Origin of the sequence: Segatella buccae ATCC 33574 (assembly GCF_000184945.1) — a bacterium.
In the GTDB taxonomy this organism is placed as follows: domain Bacteria; phylum Bacteroidota; class Bacteroidia; order Bacteroidales; family Bacteroidaceae; genus Prevotella; species Prevotella buccae.
The window spans coordinates 1,457,435-1,482,351 of record NZ_GL586311.1; the positions used below are offsets into that span (position 1 = coordinate 1,457,435).

Genomic DNA, 24,917 nt, shown 5'->3' on the forward strand with positions numbered 1-24,917 from the left:
GCTTGCTAAGTGAGGATACTCCTCAATGTAAGTATCGTATGGTCTGCGATATTTTACTCTTGGTGTCGTTATCAAATTCTTCAACTCATTTTCATCTCTCTTATTGAGAGCCTTTAACTGGTCGTCAATATTGATAAAAAGATATTCTGCAATCAATGTTTGTACATCTTTTCCCTGTGGGTCTATCTTTCCTGTGAAAAGATAACTCTTCAGTTCTTCTGGACAGAATAAATCAAGGAAAGTTGTTTTGAATTTTCCTTGTTCACCTGTAAGAACTAAACATGTATGATTACGACACTGTAAATCATCCATAGCATTGGCTACGACAGCAACCAACCATTTTACAAAGTAGTGTTTCCATTTATCAGGATTTCTCACCACAACACAATTTGCCAACCTTATAATTTCAGATTCATCTTCACCTTTAGGCTTTGGAAGATTCAACAAATACTCACGAATTGGGTTAACTTTATTGCAAAAGTCGCTCTCCAATATTGCTCGAATATTATCTGCTGGAGTATATATTCCCAAAGTCCCATCTACCAGCCGACGCATAGAATTAATATCATACTTAGTAAGAGGACGGAATGAAGTATTAGAATCTTGTTCTCGAAACTCTGTTCTACTTTTAACTGTATTAAAACGAAAAGCATAATGCTCTTTCAAGAATTGCTCTATGCGTTCATTCTTAGATTGCTTGGCTCGTCCTTCAGCTCTTTCCTTTTCCATAATACATATATTTATAAAAGGGAAGAATCAGAATGTTTCTCAGAGATAAAAGTTTTTGCCTCCTCGTTGATTTCGGCAACAGTCTTTTTCTTACCTCCTTCAATCCATGCCAATAACTCATCTTCAAAAAAATAGAGATGCTTACCATTCTTATAACAAGGTAGTAAGCGTTTTCGTACTAAGGTGTAAACAGTGGGCTTGGCTTTCCCTATTAGTTTACACGCATCATCTATTCCAATAGGAATGCGTTTGGGAGAGACAACAGGTGTTTGTCCTTTACATACTAAATTCTTGATTTCAGCAATTTCGCTGACTAAGTGAGCAACTGCCTTTGGCAAGTTCTCAAAAGTGATTTCATTTTGTACCATAATACTTGTTATTGATTTTTACGGTGCAAATGAAAAAAGTGTTTCCTCTGTGTCCTAAGACACTGAAGAAACACTATAAAAACACAATAGGTTTGTGTGTTATTCTGTTATTTGGTGGTCTGAAAGGCTTTGTACAATAGGTATAGTGCCTTTCTTCTCATCATCACGGAGATGGCTTTTTATGCTTCCAACTTCCACATCTTTGAATGTGATGGCAAAAACCTGCTTAAGGAACTGCGAAATTTCATCTTGTTTGCCAACTCTAAAATGGTTCCATATATTCCAACCAAAATGAAACAGGTCTAAGGCAACTAAACCTTTAATATTAATTGGTTCAACGTGTGATAAGGGAAGCTTAGCGGAGTACAACTCTATATATTCACAAAGCTTGAGCAAATCTTTATCTGAAATATAAGGTGCGAATTGCTGTTGAGTATATTTAATAGCTATAGCACGTTTATCTTGTACTTTCTGGTCCATTAACTTTTGTTGCTGTTGCCGAATTGAGTCAAAGTCCATTGATTGTTGCTGTTGTGCGGAAGATGGACTGCCAACACCGTCTACTACTTGTCCAGCCCCAGCGTCGGATGCTTTATCATTTGTTTTCTCTTCTTGTTTCTTTGGAAAGAAAAACTTGACTAATGCCGTAAATAGTCCCTCAACCAAAATAGACAATATAGAATAAATGATGATGCCTATGGCAATAACACTCCAAAAGACTATTTGTGCAGTAAATTCATCAACCCCTAAACGTAAGGCAACCACTCTTGCAAACAACGCAATGATGACACAAACAACAAGAACGGACAGATATACTACAATATGTTCAAAATATTTGGTATTCATATTATGTTGTCGAATTAAGTTTTATCATTTTCAATATCTATTTGAATAGCATTGGCTGCTTTATTTTTCTTTTCATCGACAACCTTTGCATATACTTGAGTTGTTTTGACATTTGTATGCCCAAGCATCTTGCTTACAGTATAAATGTCTGTTCCGTTTGCAAGTTGAAGGGTAGCAAATGTGTGCCTAAAGCAATGAAAGCTGAGGTGTTTCTGAATACCAGCTTTTTCAATCCATGCCCTTAATGGACGAGAAATCCAAGAAGGATTTGGTAACCCTTCAAAAACAAGTTGTTCTGGTTGTCTTGGTTCCCCGCAAAGTTTAAAAGCCTGCTCCGAAATAGGCATATACTCCACCCCTTTTGTCTTTTTCTGAGTAAAGAGAAGTTTGGCTTGGTTTCCTTCGATGGCTATTTCATTCCATTTTAGTTTTTGAATGTCGCAGTGTCTTAATCCTGTTAGAGCTGAGAATAGTGCAGCTCGTTTAAGTACATCCCGTTCACAAGGAGTATTAGCTAACTTATTCAGTTCATCAAGAGTTAAGTATTCCCTTCGGGATTCTTGTTCCTGTATGCCTTTGATTTTTGCAGATAAATCTATAGTCAAATATCCGTCTATGAATGCTTGTTTGAGTGCAGCCTTAAAAATAGAAAAATACGTGGAAGCTGTGTTTCGTGATATTGTCCCTTTTTTACTTCCACCACAAGGAGCGGATAACAAGAAAAACTTGAAATCTTCTGCTAATCTATTATCTATCTGTGAAAAAAGTAGCGTATCTCCAGCAAACATTCTCAACAAAACATGTACTCGTTCCCAGTTTGTTTGAATTGAAAGGGAACTATTATGGTGTCGCTTATCTGCCACCTTATCAAAGTACTTAATGAAATTTTGTTGTAATCGTTCTTTCTGTTCTGCTTGTGCTGTTTCTGTGTCACTATACAAGCTTGCATTATCATATTCACGCTGCCGTAGTTTTCTAACACTATCTGCATAAATACAGGCCTCTTGGTCTATCTCACTTTTGCACAAGATAATTCCGTTCAAATCTCGTTTTGGTTTGAATGTTTGGTTTGCTTCGGTTGTACGAGCAGTTCTGCTTTTATCCCAAATAGGAGTAGTGATTGTTCTGTTTAGATACTCACGCACTCTTTGTGGAGAATCTTTTCCAGCTACTCTCACAGGATAGCTTTCTATATACAGGTACCATTCTTTTCGATAGGCACTCTTTCGCAATCGTACTGTTGCCTTTGTATTATCAAGTTCCTTTCTCATTGTATGTCGTGGGTTAGTGTTTATACAAATTGTCTATCTCTGATTTTGGCGCATAGACGTAATTACCAATCTGCCTTGTTGGAATAGAATATTTGCGAATATGCAGATATACAGTACTATCATGGAGACCAAACTTCTTGGCTATTTCTCCAATAGTATAACAATCTTCAGGCTCAAGCCGATAAGTCTTTAGTTCCGATTGTTTTTCTTTCCTTCTTTCATCGTAAGGACGTAGATTGAAGCGTTCTTGTAAATCAGCTTTGCAAATACGTATCATCCTTAGTCCGAGGTTATAATAACGGACTTGTTTATTCCTGATTAAGCGATAAAGGGAATCTCGTCCAATATCAAATAATGCAGTTGCATCAGCTATTGAGAGATAAGGCTGGTTCTTCGGAACTCTCGCTGCCTTTTCTCTTTTCAATGCCTCCAACTGTTCTTCCTTTTTCCTTTGCTTATATGCTGCTTGAGAACAGTTCTTAGAGCAGTATTTGGAGGTTAGCGTCTTTGCAATAAAAGATTTACCACAAATTTCGCATTTCCGCTCTATTTGAAATTTTGCACTCGCCATACTATTTGTATCTATTTGATTATCAATTTATCTTTTAAATTAAGTCGCACTTTATCTCCCATTAAGTCGCGGCACAAATATGGTACAAATATAAGCACAAAAACGATTAAAAACAATAAGATTTAATTATTATTAAGAAATAAAAATCCCAGCAACTTATTATGTTACTGGGATTTACTTATTTTTGATTAGCGTTTATTAGCACTTTTACTTCACTTCCTCGAAGTCGGCATCTTGGATGGTGTCATCCTGCTTTGGCTGCTCCTGCTGACCGACATCTGCGCCCGGCTGAGGGCCAGCTTGTGCACCGGCACCTTGATACATTTGCTGACTGGCAGCCTGCATCACGGTGTTGAGGTTGTTGATGGCTGTGTCGATGGCAGCAATGTCGCCAGCCTTGTGAGCATCACGGAGCTGCTGGAGGGCACTCTCGATGCCGGACTTCTGGTCGGCCGGAATCTTGTCACCGTTGTCCTTAATGAAGTTTTCGGTGGTGAAGATCATCGAGTCGGCCTGATTGAGCTTGTCGATGCGCTCACGCTCAGCCTTATCGGCAGCAGCATTCTGTTCGGCTTCGGCCTTCATGCGGTTGATTTCATCCTCGCTCAGGCCGCTTGAAGCCTCGATGCGGATGCTCTGCTCTTTGCCGGTAGCCTTGTCCTTGGCACTCACGTTGAGGATGCCGTTGGCATCGATGTCAAACGTAACCTCAATCTGAGGAACACCACGGCGGGCCGGGGCTATGCCTGTGAGATTGAACTGGCCGATGCTCTTGTTTTGTGCGGCCATCGGGCGTTCACCTTGAAGCACGTGGATAGTCACTTCGGTCTGGTTGTCGGCAGCAGTAGAGAACACTTCGCTCTTCTTGCAAGGAATGGTCGTGTTGGAGTCGATGAGCTTGGTCATCACACCACCCATAGTCTCGATACCGAGAGTAAGCGGAGTCACGTCGAGCAACACGATGTCGCCCACGCCGCCTTCCTTGTTGAGGATGGCACCCTGAATGGAAGCACCTACGGCCACCACCTCATCGGGGTTCACACCCTTTGAAGGCTCTTTGCCGAAGTAGTTCTTCACGAGTGTCTGTACGGCAGGAATACGAGAACTACCACCTACGAGAATTACCTCATCGATATCGCTGGTAGAGAGTTTGGCATCGCGGATGGCGTTTTGGCAAGGAACCAGACAAGCCTGTATGAGATCGTGAGCCAACTGCTCGAACTGAGCACGGGTGAGTGTCTTCACCAAGTGTTTGGGAACACCACCGTCAGCTGTGATATAAGGCAGGTTGATCTCCGTAGAGGTCGAAGAGCTCAATTCTATCTTAGCTTTCTCGGCAGCTTCCTTCAAACGCTGCATAGCCATCGGATCCTTGCGGAGGTCGATGCCCTCGTCAGCCTTGAAACCGTCAGCCAGCCAGTTGATGATTACCTGGTCGAAGTCGTCACCGCCGAGGTGGGTGTCACCGTTGGTAGACAGCACTTCAAACACACCGCCACCGAACTCAAGGATGGAAATATCAAACGTACCACCACCGAGGTCAAACACGGCAATCTTCATGTCTTTGTTAGCCTTGTCCACACCGTAGGCCAAAGCTGCGGCTGTCGGCTCGTTGACAATACGCTGTACGTTCAGTCCGGCAATCTGTCCGGCCTCCTTGGTAGCCTGGCGCTGTGAGTCGGAGAAGTAGGCCGGAACCGTGATCACGGCATCCGTCACCTCCTGACCAAGATAGTCTTCGGCAGTCTTCTTCATCTTCTGGAGAATCATGGCCGAAATCTCCTGCGGTGTATATTTACGTCCTTCGATGTCCACCCGGGGGAATCCACCCTCGTTGACCACCTTGTAAGGCATGCTCTCTGCCTCCTTGCGGCTCTGCTCGTATGTTTCACCCATGAAACGCTTGATGGAGTAAACCGTGTTGGTAGGGTTGGTGATAGCCTGACGCTTGGCAGGATCGCCCACCTTACGCTCACCATCTTTCACAAAACCTACAACGGAAGGAGTTGTGCGCTTGCCTTCGCTGTTTGCAATGACCACCGGCTCGTTGCCTTCAAATACAGCAACACAACTGTTGGTGGTTCCTAAGTCGATACCAATAATCTTTCCCATAATCGTATATTTTATTTTTGTTATTTTACTTTAATGAAAACCGGGATGCTTCTTTTTGAGTCTGCATCCTTAGAACTTGCGTTCGCCTAAGAAATAACAAATGGTGTGCCAACAAAAGAAACTGCCAAGTCGCGGTGACAACTTGGCAGTTTGTGTGTAGTGAAGATTCTTCCTTTGTCGGTACAAGTCGCACCTTTAAGAAAGGTAGTCGTTAGTAGTTTAAAGCCTCAATCTGGAAGAAGCTTTGCGGATGCAGGCAGACGGGGCATACGCCGGGAGCCTTCTTGCCGATGACGATGTGTCCACAGTTGCGGCATTGCCAGATGGTGTCTCCATCGCGGCTGAACACGATACCGTCTTCGATGTTCTTCAGCAGTTTGCGGTAGCGCTCCTCGTGGTGCTTCTCGATGGCTCCCACACCGCGAAACTTGAAAGCGATTTCCGTGAATCCTTCCTCCTCGGCTTCCTTGGCCATGCGTTCGTACATGTCGGTCCACTCGTAGTTTTCACCGGCAGCGGCATCGGCCAGATTGGCCATCGTGTCGGGCATGTCGTTGCCATGCAGATACTTAAACCACAGCTTGGCATGTTCTTTCTCGTTTTCGGCGGTCTCCATGAAGAGGGTTGCGATCTGTTCATAACCTTCTTTCTTGGCCTTGGAGGCATAGAAAGTGTACTTGGTGCGTGCCTGACTTTCACCGGCAAAGGCTTCCATCAGATTCTTCTCTGTCTTTGTTCCTTTAAGTTCTTTCATAATGTTTTGTTTTTGGATGTTGTTATACTGGTTTGTCAGTTTCCCACGTGGGGAGGCTGACGGTTTATGCCTGTTTCGCGGCAATAGCCTCTTTGATTTTGGCTTCGAGCTCTTCACAGAGTTCGGGGTTGTCTTTGAGTAGGTTTTTCGTGGCATCGCGCCCCTGTCCCAGTTTGGAACCGTTGTAGCTGAACCAGCTGCCGCTCTTCTTCACGATGTCATATTCCACGCCCAAGTCAAGAATTTCGCCCACCTTGGAGATGCCTTCTCCGAAAGTGATTTCAAACTCGGCCTTGCGGAAAGGCGGGGCCACCTTGTTTTTGATGACTTTCACGCGCACCTGATTGCCGATGATCTGATCGCCATCCTTAATGCTGGTGGTCTTGCGTATGTCAAGACGCACGCTGGCGTAGAACTTCAAGGCGTTTCCACCGGTGGTGGTTTCCGGGTTGCCGAACATCACGCCGATCTTCTCGCGCAGCTGGTTGATGAAGATGCAAGTGGTGTTGGTCTTTGAGATGGTGGAGGTCAGTTTGCGCAAGGCCTGACTCATGAGGCGCGCCTGAAGGCCCACGGCCGAGTCGCCCATGTCACCTTCGATTTCTTTTTTAGGCGTGAGGGCAGCCACGGAGTCGATGACCAGAATGTCGATGGCACTGGAGCGGATGAGCTGGTCGGCTATCTCAAGTGCCTGTTCGCCGTTGTCGGGTTGCGAAATCCACAGATTGTCCACGTCCACCCCGAGTTTGGCGGCATAGAAGCGGTCGAAAGCATGTTCGGCATCGATAAACGCCGCAATGCCTCCTGCCTTCTGTGCTTCGGCGATGGCATGGATGGCGAGTGTCGTTTTACCCGATGACTCCGGACCGTATATCTCGATGATGCGCCCCCGCGGATAGCCGCCTACCCCCAGTGCCACATCGAGGGCGATGCTGCCGGTGTGTATCACCTCTACATTCTCTATCTGTTCGTCGCCCATGCGCATGATGGAACCCTTGCCAAAGTCTTTTTCTATCTTGGCCATTGCCGCCTGAAGGGCTTTCAGCTTGCCCTCATTGGCGTTTTGTGCAGTCGTTTCTTCTTTTGCCATATTCAGTGTCTCCCATACTCTCAGAAAGAGTTGTTTGAACTCTTACTGCGACTCGGGACTTCTTTGTTTAATGGTTTGTATGTTTGTTTTGTGAGTGTCTTTTCTCTTCGGAGATGTCGGTGAAGCTTAGAGTTCCAAGTCTCCGTCAAACTCCTCGTGCCAAGGCAACCCTTGCTTGTTCAGCTGTTCCATGAACGGATCGGGATCGAACTCTTCCACGTTCCACACTCCCGGCTTGCGCCACAGTCCCTTACAGAACATCATTGCACCGATCATGGCCGGCACACCGGTGGTGTAGCTCACCCCCTGCATCCCCGTTTCCTGATAAGCCTCCTGATGTTTGCAGTTGTTGTATATATAATAGGTGTGTTCCTTGCCGTCCTTGAGTCCGCGTATGCGGCAGCCGATGGAAGTTTCCCCCTCATAGTTGGCTCCGAGATCCTGCGGGTTGGGCAGCACGGCCTTGAGGAATTGCAAAGGAACGATCTTCACCCGTGCCGTCTTACCCGAGCCGTCGGCCAGTGGAGCCTCGTATTCTATCTCGTCAATGCGCGACATACCGAGATTTTGGATCACGTCAAGATAGTTCAGATATTGTTGTCCGAAGGTCATCCAGAAGCGGGCTTGCTTGATGGTGGGATAGTTCTTTACGAGCGATTCGAGTTCCTCGTGGTGCATCAGATAGCTGTCTCGGGGGCCGATGTTGGGGTAGGTGATGTCTTGATGCACGGCCAGTGGCTCGGTCTCAATCCATTCGCCATCCTTGTAGTATAGCCCCTTTTGCGTGATTTCGCGGATGTTGATTTCCGGGTTGAAGTTGGTGGCGAAAGCCTTGTGGTGGTTGCCCGCATTGCAGTCCACAATGTCGAGGTATTGTATCTCGTCGAAGTGGTGCTTGGCAGCATAGGCCGTGTAGATACCACTCACCCCCGGGTCGAAGCCGCAACCGAGAATGGCCGTAAGACCGGCCTTCTCAAACTTTTCTTTGTAGGCCCATTGCCAACTGTACTCGAAGTGGGCCTCGTCTTTGGGCTCGTAGTTGGCCGTGTCGAGATAGTTTACACCACAGGCCAAGCAGGCATCCATGATGGTGAGGTCTTGATAGGGCAGAGCCAGATTGACCGCCAGTTCGGGCTTGAAGTCATTGAAAAGTGCCTTCAGCTGCTCCACATCGTCGGCATCCACTTGGGCCGTCTTGATATCCATTTTGTAACCCTTGTCGTGGATAGACTTCACCAGTGCGTCGCATTTTTCCTTGCGGCGGCTGGCTATCATCAGCTCTGTAAACACATCGGCATTCTGCACTATCTTAAATGCCGCCACGGTAGCCACGCCACCGGCACCAATCATCAGTATTCTACTCATCTTTCAGTTATGTTGTTTTTTATTTTATCTTATTTCGTCTGCCTTGATGCCCAGTGCGCTCATCAGCGAGTAGCCGAGAATCTCCTGTCGGAAATTACCACCCGGCATGGGGCTCATGGCAAAGAGCGTGACGCGCTTGTCGTCATCATCCACTTTTTTCAGCATGTCGCGCAGGCGGTCGTAGAGGTCGCCTGTCTCGCTGTCGGGCACAATCATCACACGCCTGACGCCTTTCTGGTCGCATACGATGCGGGCAATGTCGAGCAGGAAGTCGGCTTTCCCAACCATGTCTTCCTCCACGGGAAATGCACTTAGCGCAAATTCGCCCAACCGCTCGTCCGTGAACGCCTGTCCGTTGAGTTCCTTTTCATAGTCAGCCGGTTTGAAGTTCTCCATCCGTGAGTTCCTCCTGTTGTGTATGAAGACCACCTGTGTGTCGTGTTTTCCCTCTCGCAACCCGCCGTCAAGTGCCGTGCAGACAATCCATTGCGCCATGTCGGCAGGCGGTATGCGGCGGCCTATCATGCGTTCGAAGTTCACCGTCAGGTTGAAAGCCACGCTGTCAAGATAGTCGGCATCGGCAATGATGACATTTTCGCTCCATTTGATATTGTTTGCATCTAATGCGTTCATAGATGCAAAGATAGTGCAAACCAACGGAACTGCAAAAGAAAAGCGTGTTTTTCTTTTGTGGGCACGCTCTAGACCGTTGGCGGAATTAAGTACGCACTAAATTAATTCCGTCAACGGGTGTCTTATTTTAATTCCCCCAACCGCTACAACTCTCCCAACCGCTTGATAGCGTTAAGGTAATCTTGTTCCACATCGCTGATAGTGTGTTGTTTGTACTTCCGATATTCATTCGTTGCATGATCCATAGCTTCGGCGTGCGACACTTTACCGGCATCTTGCAGGAGCTGTTCTCCCGACATCGTGAGGATTCTGTCCAAATAGTTTGCCCAGTCCTCCATTGTCATGGGATGCTCTCGTTCTGCCTGTCGTTCCGCAAAGTCTAAGTATCCGGAAACCAACTGTCCCATTGCCTTGAGCTCCTTCTCGTTCAGATAGTTCTTGGCTGTGCGCGCTTCTGCCAGTGTTGGCTGGTTCCCTTTAAAGGTGAGAAGTCCCATAAAATCCTTCTCTGCGTCGGCACGTTCTACGATCAGTTCGGCTGCCGTATGTCCGTGGATGGCGTAATGAATTTTGTTCTGCACCTTCTGGAAGAAAGTCTGCGACACCGAGGCACGGGGATCATAGTCGATGCTGGTTGCATAGATTTCCAATACCTGGCGATACAACACTTTCTCCGTAGAGCGGATGTCTCGAATACGTTCCAAGAGTTCTTTCCAATAACCGCCGCCACCCAATGCCTTCAAGCGTTCGTCATCAAGTGTAAAGCCTTTGGTTATATACTCCTTCAGACGTTGCGTTGCCCACTGGCGGAAGCGAGTGGCAATGATGCTGCGCACCCGATAACCTAAAGCGATTATCATGTCGAGGTTGTAGAAAGGTATCTCACGGGTGACCATTCTGCTACCCTCCTGTCGAACCTGTCGGAATTTCCGACAGGTTGCTTCCTCCTGCAATTCACCTTCTTCATAGATATGCTTAATGTGTTCCACTACATTTGTTCTTGAGGTCTGATACAATTCACACATCTGAGCCTGCGTAAGCCATAAGGTGTCATCCTCGAGCTTCACATCTATCTTGGTCAAGCCGCTTTCATCGGTGTAGATGATCATTTTATTCTTTTCTTCCATAGTTTGTTGGATGTAGACGTTTAATGGGACTGGAAAGTATTTGCCCTGTTTCTTGCGTTTGCATCAATGTCTTTTTTGCAAGTCCGTCTCAGCAAATGTAGCCTATACGCATACATATTAGCAAAACGGGCAAAACATCTGACATGACAAAGGTAGCAATAAAATCTGAGAGAATCGTTTCTTATGGTAGCATTTCTCACGCCATGGATGTATTTTCACGTCTTGCGTTTTGAGCTGTGCGCCACGCTATGGATAAGGCAAACACTCGAAAAACTCACTTGAATGAGGCAAGAGATTAAAAGCTGTGTGATGGGAAGAAGGTAAGAATAAACACGACATTTTCGTGTCATTGAGATTCTTGCATTTAGCTTTGAAACTCCCGATGTAGCCTGCCGATTATGTGGAAAAGGCGGTCTTAAGACACCATACGTTCACACCTGTTTTCCCGTTTGGGCCCTTCGACGATGCGAAAGGGCCACACTTGAGTCGTGAAATGGCCACAGTCGCAATGCGACTGTGGCCCTTTTGCAAGCTAGTTTGGGCCTTTTTAGGGCTAAAAACGAGCGTAGGAAGATGTTGATAAAATTCAAACGGTTGATTGTCAGTGTTTTAGAAATGTCGTCAAAACTCACGTATTTTCATCCGATTGGGCACTCGGCGGAAATATCGCAGTATGAGAGGCCCTAAACACACCAAATAGTTTGACAGTCTTCCCCGGTCAGTCCGTTTGTTTACTTGCTGGCCATATATCGGCGCAGCACGTCACAACAGGACACGTAGGGGGCCATCACCTTCGGTTTCCGGCGGCAGAAGAGAGCCAGTTCGTCGTAGGCTTTGATTTCCGCCTCGCCGTTTAGCAACACGCCTTCAGGCTGTAGGTCATACCATTGGCCACTGCCGCCCACGCTCCTTGTCACGAAAGCCTTGGCAAAGAGGCTCTTACCCCGCAAGCGGGCATCCTTGCTGAGGGCTGATTCGCCGAGAAGTTGCAAGGCCTGTTGGGCGAAATCTTTCTCTTGAGTGCGGGCGCTGTCAGTGCATGTCCAAGCGTAGTGGGTCAGATACCAGCAGTCACCGTAGCAAGACGACTGGAAGTAGCGGCTGGCCAAGGTGTAAGCAGCCTGCGGGCGGCTTTTGGCGTTGGCCAGATTATAGGCACTTGTGAGCTGTATCATGTCTTGGCAGAAGGCTATTTTCTGATTGCTCTTCACATCGGGCCTTGGGGTGTCTCCCCACAGTTCGCTGTCGTCCAGCCGCTGCCGCTGCAACCAACGGTCTTTGGTGAAGTCGCGCCCGGCCATGTAGAAGCTGATGCCCTGCCCGTTGACGGTGCTCAGCGGCACTTTCGAGAGATAGGACAACGCGTCGGCAAAGCGGCCTTCGGCGATGAACTTGGTGCCGATGAGGTCGTTGAAATAGTCTTTGTCCTTGAAGACGATGTGCTTCACGGCAAACCGGCCCATCGCATCCGTCGGTGTGCTTTGCAGGAAAGCCCAATAGGCGATGAGGTCTTCGGCCTTGTGACTGTCCATTTCGGCGAAATATTCTCCGAAGTTGCTGTGACCGGGGTTGTTGTCGGCCTCTCCTCCGGGCACCTGTCCGCTGAGTGCATAGAGGGCCATCTGCATGTTGGCATTGCCAGCCTCCGCATAGCGTTTATACAGATTCTGAATCATGGTCCTGTCAAGCATCCTCCCGTAGTAGTTCTTCTCGTAGGCACTATTGACCGAGGAGCGGCCCCACAGCCAGTCCAGTTCGACGGCAATGAACGCCCCCGCCTTCCCCTCGGGCTTGTTGCACCGGGTGAAAGCCAGCAGACGGGCGCAACGGGCGTTGTCTTTCACGCGCTGGGGGCCTTCCATCTTCATGGCCTCTGTGGCTTCTTTCAGTGCTGTGGAGAATTTCCCCTGCGTGTAGTGCAGCATGGCTATGGCCGTTTGCCAGAGGGCCGGATTCTTGGTTTTCCCCTCCCTGATGATGCTTTGGGCGAGCGCGATGAACTTGTCCACATGCGGTTTGAAGGTCTGGTCGGATGTGAAATCGTATTGTTCCTGCAAGTCGAACTCCTCCTGTGCGCTGTTGACGAAATGTTCCACCAGATAGGGCAGCATGGGAGAGTCGGCATCCTCGTCGTACATAGCCTTGATGCCCTCCACCGAGGTGGCCCCCGAGGCCAGCCAACTGATGCTCTCCCAGTCTCCCTGCCCGGCATAGATGGCTGCGGCCTCCTGCCGGCGGCCCGCCTTGAGCAGGGCATTGGCATAGAGATTGCGGCACATCTCGCGGAACACACCGGCCGGCAGCCTCGAGGCGCGCTTCTTCCATACGGTCAGGTTTTGTTCCGCTTGGCCAAGCAACAAGTTGGTACGCATTTCCAGCAACACATATTGAGGCTTCAACCGCTTGCCCTTATAGGCTTTGGCGGCAGTGTGCATTGAGGTGAGTGTGGCTGCGCGCTGCTCCAGTTCCTCTTTGGTGGGGTAGTCCCAAGTCTCCTTGATTTTCTCGCAAATGGCTGTATATTGGTTCAGAAAGTTGAGGTAGGTCGTCATCTCCCGGTCACCTTTTTGTCGGGCTGCGGCCAGCAGCATCTCCGAGTTGTTGCTGAAATAATCGGAATATTGCTCGGGTTCCCGTCCCGTGTAGGCTTTCCAGAAGTCGTCCACTTGGTCATAGAACAGGCTCCTCGGCCCCTCGTAGCCGAAGACGTTCATCATGTAGAAGTTGTGCGTAGGGGTATAGGGACCGCAAGCCTTACCCGGCAAGAAAGCCGTCAGGAGCAGGCTAATGGTGACGATAGATTTTTTCATAATCGCTTATTTTATATTCTTTTGAATGTCGGTTGCTGATGTCGTAGATGATGATTTCCCGGTTGGCATCTTCCCTGACGCCGTCGATGGCGGTCATAGCCTTTAGCACGTCGGCCGGATCGGTCCGCCGTTCCACGATGCTGTCGCCCGGGAGTTTCACCAGCCGGTTGTCTTCGTGCAGCACTCCCACATAGTGGCCCCGGCGGAAGAGCAGGCGGTAGCCGAACATTGGGTAGGCGGTGCTCAAGCCGAGCTTGTAGTCGGCCAACCGGTGCAGGTAGGGGGCCACATCGGCCATGTCGAGTATGGGCTTTTCTTGGCGCAGGTCGGTGAAGTCGCCCGTGTTGTAAAGCATGAGCACCCCACGGTCTACGGGCGGTGTGGGTTGTGACAGTTGGTGCAGGCGGATGGTGGTGCTGAGGGCCAGTCCCCGTTTCATGGCCAGCGACCGGAGCTCCCGCAGAAAGTCGAAATAGGCCTTTCGGGTGGTCATCGTCCAGTCGCAGTCTATTTGCAGTTCCTTCACGCCCTCCACACCGTTGGTCTCGCTGATCTGCATCGTGCGACGGAGAATTTTTCCGGCCAGTCCTTTAGTGTCTTGCTTCATCACGTCGTTTACGATGAATACCACCGGCACCACTTCCAACGAGTCCGGCATCCGGCTGCGAAACCGCACCGTGGCATTGGGCATCGGCTCGCCCTGCTCGTCAAGCACGACATCAAAGTAGCGCAGATAGAGCCGGTCTGTCTTGTCGAGCAACCGGTCGGTGTTGGCGGAGTCGGTCTCAAAGGTCGTGCTCCAGTAGTAGGCAGACCGTTTAAAAGGTTTTTGTCGTGGCCTCTCCGACGCTCGACAAGCACCCATAAGGCAGCACAGAAAGGCATATAACAACGCTTGTTTCATCGGAACAAAGGTAGATAAAATAATAGATTTATCAAATATTTCTGCAAAAAAATCAAAACTTGGTGGTGGCTGGAACATATCCTTTCTACCTTTGCAAAAGATAGATGGTGTCCGCTTGCCTTGTCTTCATATTACTGGCAGGGTTGAGAGTGGCCTGTGAAAGAATGATTTAATACAAAGCAAACTAATATGAAAAGTGTTTTAGAGGGCCGTCCTGCCCTGAAAGAAGAAATCGACAAGATAGCGGAAGTAGCCGGTTATCTCTGGCAGAACGGTTGGGCCGAGCGCAATGGTGGTAACATCACCGTCAACATTACCGACTTGGTGGACGATGGAATCAAAGCCTTGCCGGCCATCGGCGAGGTGAAACGCATCGGGACAGCATTGCCTGCGCTCAAAGGCACTTACTTCTATTGCAAGGGCACGGGCAAACGTATGCGCGACCTTGCACGCCGGCCGATGGACAATGGCAGCATCATCAGGGTGCTCGACAACTGCGAGAGCTATGCCATCATAGCCGACAAGGAGGTGTTGCCCACCTCCGAATTGCCCAGCCACCTGAGTGTGCATGCCCGTCTCATTGAGAAGGGCAGTCCCTATAAGGCCACGGTGCATACCCATCCCATCGAACTCATTGCCATGTCGCACAACAAGAAGTTTATGAAAAAGGATGTGCTGACGAACATTCTTTGGAGCATGATTCCCGAGACCAAGGCTTTCTGTCCGCTGGGATTGGGTATGGTGCCCTACGAACTGCCCGGCAGTGTAGAATTGGCCAATGCTACGCTCAACGCACTGGAGGAATACGACGTGGTGATGTGGGAGAAACATGGGGTGTTTGCCAAAGGGCTTGATGTGATGGATGCCTTCGACCAGATCGATGTGCTTTCCAAAAGTGCCAAGATTTATATTGACGCCAAGTGCATGGGCTTCACCCCCGATGGCATGTCGGAAGAACAGATGAAAGAGATGACCGTCGCTTTCAATCTGCCGAGATAGGGTGATGGTGTACCGGTAGCGTGGATGCAGTGCCGCGGATCGGTCTGTCTGATGAAACAAAAAAAGAGAATCGGCTTGCCCGCTTGGCAGCCGATTCTCTTATTACCAATCTATTAAGGCAAATGCCTATGTCCGTCCAACGTGTTGTTGGAATCGGACTCGGGCGATTCTCATCGCCTGTTCTATTTCTATTATCCTAATAAACTCTTTCTTTATTTTTCCAGTAACTGGGGCAGGAAAGTGGAGAACACCAGTACGGCCAGTCCTACAACGAGCACCCAGATGGTGCGGGCATTGCAACCTTTCCACTCTTTGAGAATGATGCCCCACACGTTGGAGAAGGTTACATTGAGTGCCATGAGGATGCACCAAGAGAAAGCCAGCAGGGTGGCGGAACCGGCCAGAAAGCCTTTGCCCAATGCCAGACCGAAGAACTGGCTGTACCAGAGTACTCCGGCCAAAGCGCAGAAGACGATGTTGTTGGCATAGAGCGAAGTCTTGCCATAGTCGCCCCAAGTGTGGTTTTTCCGGTTTTGAAAGAGGCAGTAGCCTGCATTGATGATGAAACCGCCGAAAGTGACCAGCAGGGTGGCCGGAAGGGAAGCGAAAATGGGCTGCGAGCCCTCGAAAGCCACAGGTGCTCCGAAGTCGAGACCGATGGCGAAACAAGCACTCATGAAGCCGGAGAGCAGAGCCACGAGAATGCCGCGGGTGAAATTGAAGTCTTTTACGGCTTTCTTTTTCTCCTCTTCCGAGAGTGAGGCACTCTTCATGGCTCCGGCAAAACCGATGATGGCGATGCCGGCGAGTGTCACGATGACTCCGATGATGACAGCAGAAGTGAGCTTCTCGAAGTGTCCGGTGAACACCGGGCCGAGCAGTGTGCCCAGTCCGGCGCAGGTGCCGAGGGCCAGGCTTTGGCCCAACGCCACGCCCAGATAGCGCATGGAAAGACCGAAAGTGAGTCCGCCGATGCCCCAGAGCATACCGAAAAACATGGCCATCAGGCTTTCTGACGGGTGTGCTCCGTAGAGGGCGAGGAGCGAACTGCCGGCAGGGGCTGTAAGCAATGCGCCTAAGAGTGGGAACAGCACGTAGGCAAACACGCCCTGCGTGAGCCAGAAACTCTCCCAGCCCCAGTCTTTCACTTTATTGATAGGCACGTAGCTGCTCGACTGGCAGAAAGCTCCTATCGCGATGATGAGTAGTCCGATGATAATTTGCATGGTTGGATGGAATGTAATGAAAGCCCTCCCCCGGCCCCTCTTCGAGGGAGAGGGGGGAGTGGAAAGTAGAGGATGTTATGGCTTGGATTAGCATCTTAAATGTAATGGAAGCCTCACTCCAGCCCCTCTTCGAGAGGAGAGGGGAGTGGTCATCCCCTCTTTGCCAACACTTCCTGTTCGTAACGCTGCACGTCGGCGATGTATTCCTCGCCCACGGGCACGTTGTTCTTCATGTTGAAATAGTCGTAGACGGCACCGAACGGGAGGGTCTTCTCCTCTTCAAGGAGTGCCAGACGTTCAAACCACTTGCCTTCATCCTCATACCGGCGCAGGATGTCGAGCGGTTCGAGGAAGGCCTGCAACAGACTCTTTTGGGCGGCACGCGTACCGATGATGTAAGCGCCGATGCGATTGATGGAGGCATCGAAGTAGTCGAGACCCACATGGGCGCGGTCGAGGGCGTTGGCCCTGACAAGCTCGTGGAAGAGGTTACGCGTGTTGTCGTCGAACAGTGTCACGTGGTCGGAGTCCCAGTGCATGGGGCGACTTACGTGGAGCATGAGTTCGGGGACGAACAGCAGCAGCGATGAAACGGCATCACTGACATTTTCCGTGGGCTCGTAGTGGCCCGTGTCGAGCGTGTAAATCACGTCGTTTTTAGAGCAGTAGCCGGCGTAGAAGTCGTGAGAGCCCACGGTGTAGGCCTCCATTCCGATGCCGAAAAGTTTAGCTTCGAGGCACGACTTCATGTCGGGCAGCTTCTCGGCCAGTATCTCGTCGAGCGAGTTTTTCAGTATCTCGCGATAGCGCATCTTCTCCACGGTGTAGTCTTTCATGCCGTCGTGCACCCAGATGTTCATGATGCAAGGGTCGCCTTGCGCCTTGCCCATGGCATCGGCAATGCGCCGGCAACGCTTGGTATGTTCAATCCAGAAGTCACGGATGCCCTTGTCGGGATTGGAGAGTGTCAGATAACCGCTTTTGGGGTGGGAGAATGAAGTGGAGTTGAAGTCGAGTTTCAGGTTGTGCTCCTTTGCCCACTGCATCCAGCCTTCAAAATGTTTGGCCTCCACTTGGTCACGGTCGACAAATTCGTTGCCGAACTCGCCGTAGGTCTCGTGCAGATTCAGGCGAAAGCGGCCGCCCAGCAGCGATGTCACCTTGTCGATGTCCTGTCGCAATTCGTCTATGTTGCGGGCCTTGCCGGGGTAGTTGCCGGTGGTCTGTATGCCGCCCGAGGCAGCCTCATCGCGCTCGAAGCCTACCACGTCGTCGGCCTGCCAGCAGTGCAGGGAGATAGGAGTCTTCTCCAAAGTTTCGATAGCTTTGTCGGTATCAACGCCTAAAGCGGCATAGCGTTCTTTTGCAATCGCGTAATTTTTTTCGATTAAGTCAGTCTTCATAATCTTTTATTTTTAGTTTGTTTGATATGGATATTCTTTCTCGGGGGGAGTTCCGCTCCCTTTGCAACTATTCGCCGGTGATGCGCAGATAGTGCTCGTAGGCAGCATCCCACACCTCGCGATCTTCCGGTTCGAAGCGTTTCAGTTCTATGCTGTCGGCAATGAGCTTGCGCATCTGCCACACGTTGTCCACCTCTCCACAGGCTTTGGCCTGCAACATGATGTTGCCCAGAGCCGTGCCTTCTTGTGGTCCGGCCAGCACCGTGACCCCGCAGGAGTTGGCCGTAAACCGGTTGAGGTGGTTGTTGAGCGAGCCGCCGCCGATGATGTGGAGCACCTTGATGTCAAAGTCGGCAAACTCCTTGAGCCAAGTGAACACCTGCCGGTAGCGCAAAGCCAGCGAGTCGAAGATGCAGCGGCATATCCCGGCATAGTCGTCGGGCACGTGCTGCCCCGTTTTCCGGCAATAGTCGCGGATGGCTTCTATCATTGACGATGGATTGGCGAACATCTTGTCGTCGGGATTGATGAGACTCCGGAAAGCCGGTTGCCTCATAGCCTCGGCTTGCAGTTCGGTGTGCGACTGCGGAGCGTCTGTCCATTCCTTGCGGCAACGTTCGTAGAGCCACATGCCGCAGATGTTTTTCAGAAAGCGTGTGGTGCCTTCGATGCCGCCCTCGTTGGTGAAATTGAGGGCCTGTGAGCGGTCGTTGATGATAGCTTGGGGCGTTTCGATGCCCATCAGGCTCCATGTGCCGCTGCTCAGATAGGCAAACTCGCGGTCGCTTGCCGGCACGGCGGCCACGGCACTGGCCGTGTCGTGGCCTGCCACGGCCACCACCGGGACGGCTCCGAGCCCCGTCAGGCGTTGCACCTCCCCGGTGAGTGTGCCGATGACGGTGCCCGGGTGGAGCATAGTGCCGAATTGGTCGCGGTGCAGTCCTACGCTCTCCACCAGTTCCGTATCGAGTTCCCCCGTCTGCGGGTTCAGCATCTGTGAGGTTGAAGCCACGGTATATTCACACACGGTCCGGCCTGTGAGCATATAGCTCAAGGCATCGGGGATGAAGAGTATCTTGTCGGCATGTTCCAAAGCCGTGTTGCCGGCCCGGCGCATGGCATAGAGTTGGAAAAGCGAGTTGAAGTTCATAAACTGTATGCCGGTCTTGGCGTACACCTTATTCTTATCCATCACCTGCTCGAAGTATTCCTCCATTTTGCCGAAAGTGTGTGGATCGCGATAGGCCGTGGGATTGCGGAGGATGGCACCGTCGGTCCCCACGCACACAAAGTCGCACCCCCAAGTGTCGATGCCTATGCTCCGGATGTTCAATCGGTGCCGGGCGGCGAGCTTCAATCCTTTGACCACCTCATTGTACAGCGCGAAGATGTCCCAATAGATGTGTCCGCCGGTCTCGATCAAGGCATTGTCGAAACGGGTGAGTTCTTTCAGTTCCACACGGCCGTCGGCCAACGAACCTACCACTGTGCGGCCACTGGTGGCTCCGAGATCTACGGCAAAAAAGCATTTCTTATTTTCCATGATGGGGTTTTTAGTTGTCTGTGTGCAAAAGTAGGATGATTTTTCCTTGTCTAACAGCATAATTTGATTTTTAATCCTCAACTTTTGAGATTACCGTTTTTTTACTTTATCTTTGCAAACTGAAGAAACCTCAAGTAAATTATAATAATGTCAACTTTAACTATTGCTATCATCGTCGTATTCGTGGCCGGCTATTTGTGCATCGCCTTGGAGAGTGTGACGAAAGTGAACAAAGCTGCCGTGGCGCTGCTGATGTTCGTGTTCTGCTGGACCCTCTTCATGGTCGATCCGGGAAGTTATCTTACTGGTTTTACAGGTGAAGCCCTCATCCATCAGGTGAGCACCGTGATAGAAGAACATCTGGGCAGTACCTCCACCACACTTTTCTTCCTTATGGGAGCCATGACCATTGTCGAGATTGTCGATCAGAACGGCGGTTTCGACTGGGTGCGCAAGGTGATGAAGTCTCGTAGCAAGCGTTCGCTGCTCTGGCGCATCGCCTTTATGACCTTCTTCCTGTCAGCCATTCTTGACAATCTCACAACGAGCATCGTGATGATCATGATATTGCGTAAACTCGTACACAATCGTCAAGACCGCATCATCTATGCTTCGCTCGTCATCATAGCCGCCAACTCCGGCGGTGCTTTCTCGCCCATAGGCGATGTGACGACCATTATGCTCTGGAATGCCGGTATGATTACAGCTGCCGGAGTGATAGAGGAAATTTTCATTCCCTCGCTGGTGTCGATGATTATCCCGGCTTTCATCATGCAGACCCGACTGAAAGGGGAACTCGAAAATGGGAGCGACGGTATGGCTAACGATCCCCGCGACGGAGAGGTGTTGGAGTTTTCGGGTCGCCAGCGCAAGACTATTTTCTGTGTAGGCGTGGGAGGCTTGATGTTTGTTCCCGTCTTCAAGTCCATCACCCATTTGCCCCCGTTTGTGGGCATCCTGCTTGTGCTCGGCGTGTTATGGACAGTGACAGAGGTTTTCTACCGCCAGTTGCACCGGCAGACCGGTCGCGAGACCTTCCATAAGCGTGTCACCTCACTGCTCTCTCACATTGATATGAGCACCATCCTCTTTTTCCTCGGCATCCTTATGGCCGTGGCCTGTCTTGAGGAGGTGGGCGTGCTCACTGCTTTGGGTGGTTCGCTCAACACGACTTTCAATGGCAATCACTATCTCGTGACGGGCATCATCGGCGTACTTTCAAGCATAGTCGACAATGTGCCCTTGGTGGCCGGTTGCATGGGCATGTATCCCATTCAGGCCGTGGGCGACATGGCTGTCGACGGCATCTTCTGGCAACTGTTGGCCTATTGTGCCGGTGTGGGTGGTTCTATCCTCATCATCGGCAGTGCGGCCGGTGTAGTGGTCATGGGCTTGGAGAAGATTACTTTCGGTTGGTATATGAAGAATGTGAGTTGGATAGCTTTGGTGGGCTATCTGGTGGGCATCTTCTGCTATTGGGTGATTCGTCAATATATCTTGGTCGTGTCATGATGATGGTTGCGGTCAGTTTTTTCCTCGGATTGCTTCTCGGAGCCATTGCCATCTATCTTTATTTCGGTCGCGAGAATGCCGGCCTCAAGGTGGAGGCCGGTAAACGGCAGGCCGAGATTGATTTGATGCGACAACAGATTGAGCGTGAGGCCGAGTCGTTTAACCGCCGGTTGCAGGAACAGCGTGAGCAGTATGAGCGGCAGACGGCCCACCAGCGTACACTGCTCGAAACGCAGATGTCGCAACAGCGTGAGCAGTTTGCCGAACAGTTGAAGGCTGCGCAGCAGGGCATGACCTTGGCAGCACAAAAGATATTGGAGCACAGTTCCGAAAAACTCAAGGAGGCCAATGCTGAGAATGTGGGACACATCACCACTCCGCTCAAAGAGGCTATCAGCGAGATGCGCAAGGCACTCGACACCAATTCGAAGGATGCGGCGCGGGAGAATGCGTCGTTTCGCGAAGTGATTCGGCAGATGATGGACAGCAGCCGCGAGATTGGCGAGAAGGCGGAGTCGCTCACCAATGTGTTGCGTCGCGACAACAAGGTGACGGGCAACATGGGTGAGATCATTCTCGGCGACCTGTTGGCCGGACAGGGACTCACCGAGGGCGTACACTACGAAGTGCAGACCCGCTTGCGCGACGAGAACGGACGACCCATCAAGAACGATGAGACCGGGGCAGAGATGCAGCCCGACGTGATATTGCACTATCCGCAGGGACAGGATGCCATCATCGACTCCAAAGTGTCGCTTGTGGCCTACGAACGGTATGTGAATGCCGAGACCGACGAGGAGCGGACCCGATACTTGCAGGAACACATCGCCAGCGTGCGCCGCCATGTGAACGAACTGGCCCGCAAAGACTACAGCAGGTATGTCAAGGCTCCCCGCGAGGCGGTCGACTTCGTGATTCTGTTCATGCCTTTCGAGTCGTCGTTGCAGGTGGCCTTAGCCAATGATGCCACGCTCTGGCGTGAGGCTTTCGAGAAGAAGGTGTTTGTCACCAGCGAGCAAAATCTTGTGGCCATTCTCCATATTATTCATGTGGCATGGGTGCAAAACCGGCAGGCCGAAAATCAGCAGCGGGTGTTCGGACTGGCCGAGCAACTGCTCGACCGCCTGGGCGATTTCATCAAGCGTTACAACGAGTTGGGCGAGCGGATACAGCGGGTGAACAAGGCTTTCGATGATGCCGGCAACAAGCTGGTGACGGGTAATCAGAGTGTCGTAAAGAAAGGCCGCGAACTGGTCAGCCTCGGCGCAAAAGAGAATCCCAACCGCCGGATTCCGGAGCCGCGAGAGGAGTTGAGTCAATAAAATGGAGATTTTATGCAAAAAAGCATTAAAATATTTGGCTCGCTCAATACTATTTGATAACTTTGTAGACGCAAATTAAGCTCTTAAGAACATTTTATATTTTATATAAACTTTGAGTTGACCCACCCTTTTGGTGGGTTGTTATTAGTCGTCTTGAAGTTACTCGTGAGAGTAGCAAAAAGAAAATTGGAGCGCCGTGTTCGGGAGAATATGGTGCTCTTTTTGTTTTTTCTCGGGTTCCGAAGAGTTTGAGGGAGCCCCCACCCCGACCCTCACCTGTAGGGAGGGTCGGAGAATTTTTTGGGGTAGGTCTTCCTCAATCAGCCCTTGTCCTTCACTCCCTCCCTACAGGGAGGGCCGGGGTGGGTCTTTTGAGAGAAAGAGACTGCCGGACAGAATCTTGTCAAACTATTTGTTCATTTTCGGCTTCTCTGCTTGCGATATTTGCAACGCACAATCACTCGGGTGCAAATAAGCGATTTTTGCGATATTTCCAAAGTCCTGATAATCAGTCGTTTGAATTTTGCTGACACATATTGGGGGGGCGAAAACTGGCCTGAAAGGGCCCAAACGGGCTTGCAAAAGGGCCACGGTTGCGATGCAACTGTGGCCCTTTCGGCTTTCAAGTGTGGCTCTTTTGCAAGTTTGAAGAGGGCGAATGAGAAATTCGGCGAGCTTTTTCGATGGCTTGAAGCCGGTTTTCCGTTCCGGATGGAGAGTTTTGTCGGAAGTGTTTTTGTTAATATTATTCGTCTCCATCCGGCATCTTGTAGAGATACCTTTTATCGGTTTTCTGGCGTGTGGCCGGTGGCATAGATTCATTTCCCATAAGGAGCGACTGTTCCGGGCACCTCTTTTTCTTATCTCATCTTGTGGCGGAACTCGCTGGGACGGCTGCCCGTCTTGATTTTAAATTTCGAAGAGAAGTAATCGGGCGACTCGAAATTCAACCGGTAGGCTATTTCCTTGATGCTGATGTCGGTGGTGGAAAGCAGTTCCTTGGCCCGTTGCAGGCGCAAGTCTTGCTGGTAGAGAGCCGGCGAAATGCCCGTAAACTCCTTGAATAGTTTGCGGAAATTGGAATAGCTCACGCCCATCTCCTCGGCTATCTGCTGTATGGTGAGTTCCTCCTCCAGTCCGTTGCGTATGCGCAGACGGGCGCGGTTCACCATGTCTACATAGTTTTGCTCCCTGTTGAGGATGATGTTCCGCTCCAGGGAATACATCAGGCCGATGAGGTGGTTCACGATGCCCGCCAGCGTCTGCTGCGAGTAGGCCGCCTCCTCGTAGGCTGTCTTGTAGGCCTCTTCATACAGGCGTATGATGTCGCTGCTGTAGCCCACGTGGTAGATGGGCTTCTCGGGCGAGAGGAAGCCCGCCCTCACGCGGTCGTCGATGTTCTTGCCCTTGAATCCTATCCAGTAGCTTTTCCATCCTCGTTCGGGCGACGGGTGATAGGTGTGCCATTCGCCGGGAAACAGCATGAAGATGTCGCCGGCCTTGATGACGGTCTCCTCCTTGTGGGCCGAGCGGAACACGCCTTCGCCCTCGGGCTGATAGAGCAACTGATACTCATTCAGTTCGCGCCCTTTCCGTGTGTCGAAGTAGTAGCCGTCGGCATGCCCTTGTGTAGGGTAGGGGTCTCCGGCCTGAATCTCTTCATGCCCCACGGTGCTCACGGTGAGTCCCCACTGTGCATCGCGCATATTGGCAACAAGATATTTGCTGGTTTGCATAGGTTTCGAGTTTGGTGACAAAATTATAAAAAAAACAGGAAACCGCCAAACTGAGTGGGAGAAAAGAATGGGGATAAAAGAAGCCTCACCCCCGTCCCCTCTCCCCTCGGAGAGGGGACGTGAGCTTCTTTGTTATAGCTTCGAGACATCCCATAGGAGGGAACTTATTTCATATTTTTATTCTACAAAAAATCAGTAGAATCGGAAATAAAGTTCTAATACTGCACCACTTTAATCTCCGCAGAATAGTCGTCAACCGCACCATGCACATAGAGTGTGCGTCTTTTTCCGGTATGATTCGGGGCCGCTGTCATTATCAATTGTGTTACATTAGGTCTCTTGCTTTTTATTGTCAACCAATCATAAGTGACTTCTAAAGAGTCATCCTGAGGACGCGCTTGTGAGGTTTCGCCATCACCATTGTAATTGGTAATTTCTATAACATAACAGTAGTCTGTTCCAGAACAAAGCTTGGTTCCTCCCTCTCGTCCAAATACGATTTTGGAAGGATAGCCGAAATTGTCATTTGATCCGCAGGAAGCAAATAGGGACAGAATGAACAAAAGTACAATTATATTTTTTCGTCTCATAGATTT

21 protein-coding genes are annotated in these 24,917 nt (G+C 50.2%); 3 read left to right on the forward strand and 18 right to left on the reverse strand.

All coding sequences use genetic code 11. The annotated features are described in order from the left end of the window. The 13 genes from HMPREF6485_RS05425 to HMPREF6485_RS05485 form a co-directional block, all read right to left on the reverse strand. On the reverse strand, positions 1-729 hold a 729-nt coding region (locus tag HMPREF6485_RS05425), incomplete at its 3' end, for a VapE domain-containing protein (RefSeq protein WP_004345226.1). 11 nt (positions 730-740) lie between these two features. Beyond that, positions 741-1,097, reverse strand: coding sequence for a helix-turn-helix domain-containing protein (locus HMPREF6485_RS05430; RefSeq protein WP_004345228.1), 357 nt, complete (start codon positions 1,095-1,097; stop codon positions 741-743). A 99-nt stretch (positions 1,098-1,196) separates the two neighbouring features. Continuing rightward, a complete protein-coding gene (locus HMPREF6485_RS05435; RefSeq protein WP_004345229.1) occupies positions 1,197-1,943 on the reverse strand; it encodes a hypothetical protein in 747 nt (248 codons plus the stop codon). A gap of 14 nt (positions 1,944-1,957) precedes the next feature. Next, positions 1,958-3,214 carry a site-specific integrase gene (locus tag HMPREF6485_RS05440; RefSeq protein ID WP_004345232.1) on the reverse strand — a complete coding sequence of 419 codons (1,257 nt, stop codon included), beginning with the start codon at positions 3,212-3,214 and terminating at the stop codon, positions 1,958-1,960. A gap of 13 nt (positions 3,215-3,227) precedes the next feature. After that, positions 3,228-3,785: a helix-turn-helix domain-containing protein gene (locus HMPREF6485_RS05445; RefSeq protein ID WP_004345233.1), complete on the reverse strand. Its 558-nt coding sequence runs from the start codon at positions 3,783-3,785 to the stop codon at positions 3,228-3,230. Positions 3,786-3,992: 207 nt separating this feature from the next. Continuing rightward, positions 3,993-5,897, reverse strand: coding sequence for a molecular chaperone DnaK (gene dnaK, locus HMPREF6485_RS05450; RefSeq protein WP_004345235.1), 1,905 nt, complete (start codon positions 5,895-5,897; stop codon positions 3,993-3,995). Between the two features lie 211 nt (positions 5,898-6,108). Then, entirely contained in the window at positions 6,109-6,651 is a 543-nt protein-coding gene (gene rbr, locus HMPREF6485_RS05455; RefSeq protein WP_004345237.1) for a rubrerythrin, read from the reverse strand. A 64-nt stretch (positions 6,652-6,715) separates the two neighbouring features. Next, positions 6,716-7,741, reverse strand: a complete 1,026-nt coding sequence (recA, locus tag HMPREF6485_RS05460; RefSeq protein ID WP_004345239.1) for a recombinase RecA — start codon at positions 7,739-7,741, stop codon at positions 6,716-6,718. Between the two features lie 126 nt (positions 7,742-7,867). Next, positions 7,868-9,106, reverse strand: a complete 1,239-nt coding sequence (locus HMPREF6485_RS05465; protein WP_004345241.1) for a saccharopine dehydrogenase family protein — start codon at positions 9,104-9,106, stop codon at positions 7,868-7,870. A 24-nt stretch (positions 9,107-9,130) separates the two neighbouring features. After that, positions 9,131-9,739 carry a DUF6621 family protein gene (locus HMPREF6485_RS05470; protein ID WP_004340031.1) on the reverse strand — a complete coding sequence of 203 codons (609 nt, stop codon included), beginning with the start codon at positions 9,737-9,739 and terminating at the stop codon, positions 9,131-9,133. A 143-nt stretch (positions 9,740-9,882) separates the two neighbouring features. Continuing rightward, positions 9,883-10,866: a virulence RhuM family protein gene (locus tag HMPREF6485_RS05475; protein WP_004345244.1), complete on the reverse strand. Its 984-nt coding sequence runs from the start codon at positions 10,864-10,866 to the stop codon at positions 9,883-9,885. A gap of 731 nt (positions 10,867-11,597) precedes the next feature. Beyond that, positions 11,598-13,676, reverse strand: a complete 2,079-nt coding sequence (locus HMPREF6485_RS05480; RefSeq protein ID WP_004345245.1) for a hypothetical protein — start codon at positions 13,674-13,676, stop codon at positions 11,598-11,600. Beyond that, a complete protein-coding gene (locus HMPREF6485_RS05485; RefSeq protein ID WP_004345246.1) occupies positions 13,651-14,658 on the reverse strand; it encodes a hypothetical protein in 1,008 nt (335 codons plus the stop codon). The genes HMPREF6485_RS05480 and HMPREF6485_RS05485 overlap by 26 nt, the downstream gene beginning before the upstream one ends. A gap of 111 nt (positions 14,659-14,769) precedes the next feature. On the opposite strand from HMPREF6485_RS05485, the gene rhaD reads away from it, so the two are divergent. Continuing rightward, entirely contained in the window at positions 14,770-15,579 is an 810-nt protein-coding gene (rhaD, locus tag HMPREF6485_RS05490) for a rhamnulose-1-phosphate aldolase (RefSeq protein WP_004345247.1), read from the forward strand. A gap of 212 nt (positions 15,580-15,791) precedes the next feature. Here rhaD and HMPREF6485_RS05495 read toward each other — a convergent pair whose 3' ends face one another. The 3 genes from HMPREF6485_RS05495 to HMPREF6485_RS05505 form a co-directional block, all read right to left on the reverse strand. Continuing rightward, positions 15,792-16,805 carry an L-rhamnose/proton symporter RhaT gene (locus tag HMPREF6485_RS05495; RefSeq protein ID WP_004345248.1) on the reverse strand — a complete coding sequence of 338 codons (1,014 nt, stop codon included), beginning with the start codon at positions 16,803-16,805 and terminating at the stop codon, positions 15,792-15,794. 149 nt (positions 16,806-16,954) lie between these two features. Then, entirely contained in the window at positions 16,955-18,208 is a 1,254-nt protein-coding gene (locus HMPREF6485_RS05500; protein WP_004345250.1) for an L-rhamnose isomerase, read from the reverse strand. Positions 18,209-18,275: 67 nt separating this feature from the next. Further along, positions 18,276-19,751 carry a rhamnulokinase gene (locus tag HMPREF6485_RS05505; RefSeq protein WP_039857094.1) on the reverse strand — a complete coding sequence of 492 codons (1,476 nt, stop codon included), beginning with the start codon at positions 19,749-19,751 and terminating at the stop codon, positions 18,276-18,278. A 147-nt stretch (positions 19,752-19,898) separates the two neighbouring features. On the opposite strand from HMPREF6485_RS05505, the gene nhaD reads away from it, so the two are divergent. Next, on the forward strand, positions 19,899-21,263 hold the full coding sequence (nhaD, locus tag HMPREF6485_RS05510) for a sodium:proton antiporter NhaD (protein WP_004345252.1): 1,365 nt from the start codon (positions 19,899-19,901) through the stop codon (positions 21,261-21,263). Further along, positions 21,260-22,585: a DNA recombination protein RmuC gene (rmuC, locus tag HMPREF6485_RS05515; RefSeq protein ID WP_004345253.1), complete on the forward strand. Its 1,326-nt coding sequence runs from the start codon at positions 21,260-21,262 to the stop codon at positions 22,583-22,585. The genes nhaD and rmuC overlap by 4 nt, the downstream gene beginning before the upstream one ends. A gap of 860 nt (positions 22,586-23,445) precedes the next feature. Here rmuC and HMPREF6485_RS05525 read toward each other — a convergent pair. Together HMPREF6485_RS05525 and HMPREF6485_RS13500 are read right to left on the reverse strand one after the other, a co-directional pair. Then, complete coding sequence (locus HMPREF6485_RS05525; protein ID WP_004345255.1) at positions 23,446-24,321, reverse strand: AraC family transcriptional regulator; 876 nt, start codon at positions 24,319-24,321, stop codon at positions 23,446-23,448. Between the two features lie 215 nt (positions 24,322-24,536). Further along, the gene (locus HMPREF6485_RS13500; protein ID WP_004340054.1) at positions 24,537-24,911 is read right to left on the reverse strand and encodes a BACON domain-containing protein; all 375 of its coding nucleotides are present in this window, start codon (positions 24,909-24,911) and stop codon (positions 24,537-24,539) included. Positions 24,912-24,917: the final 6 nt, after the last annotated feature.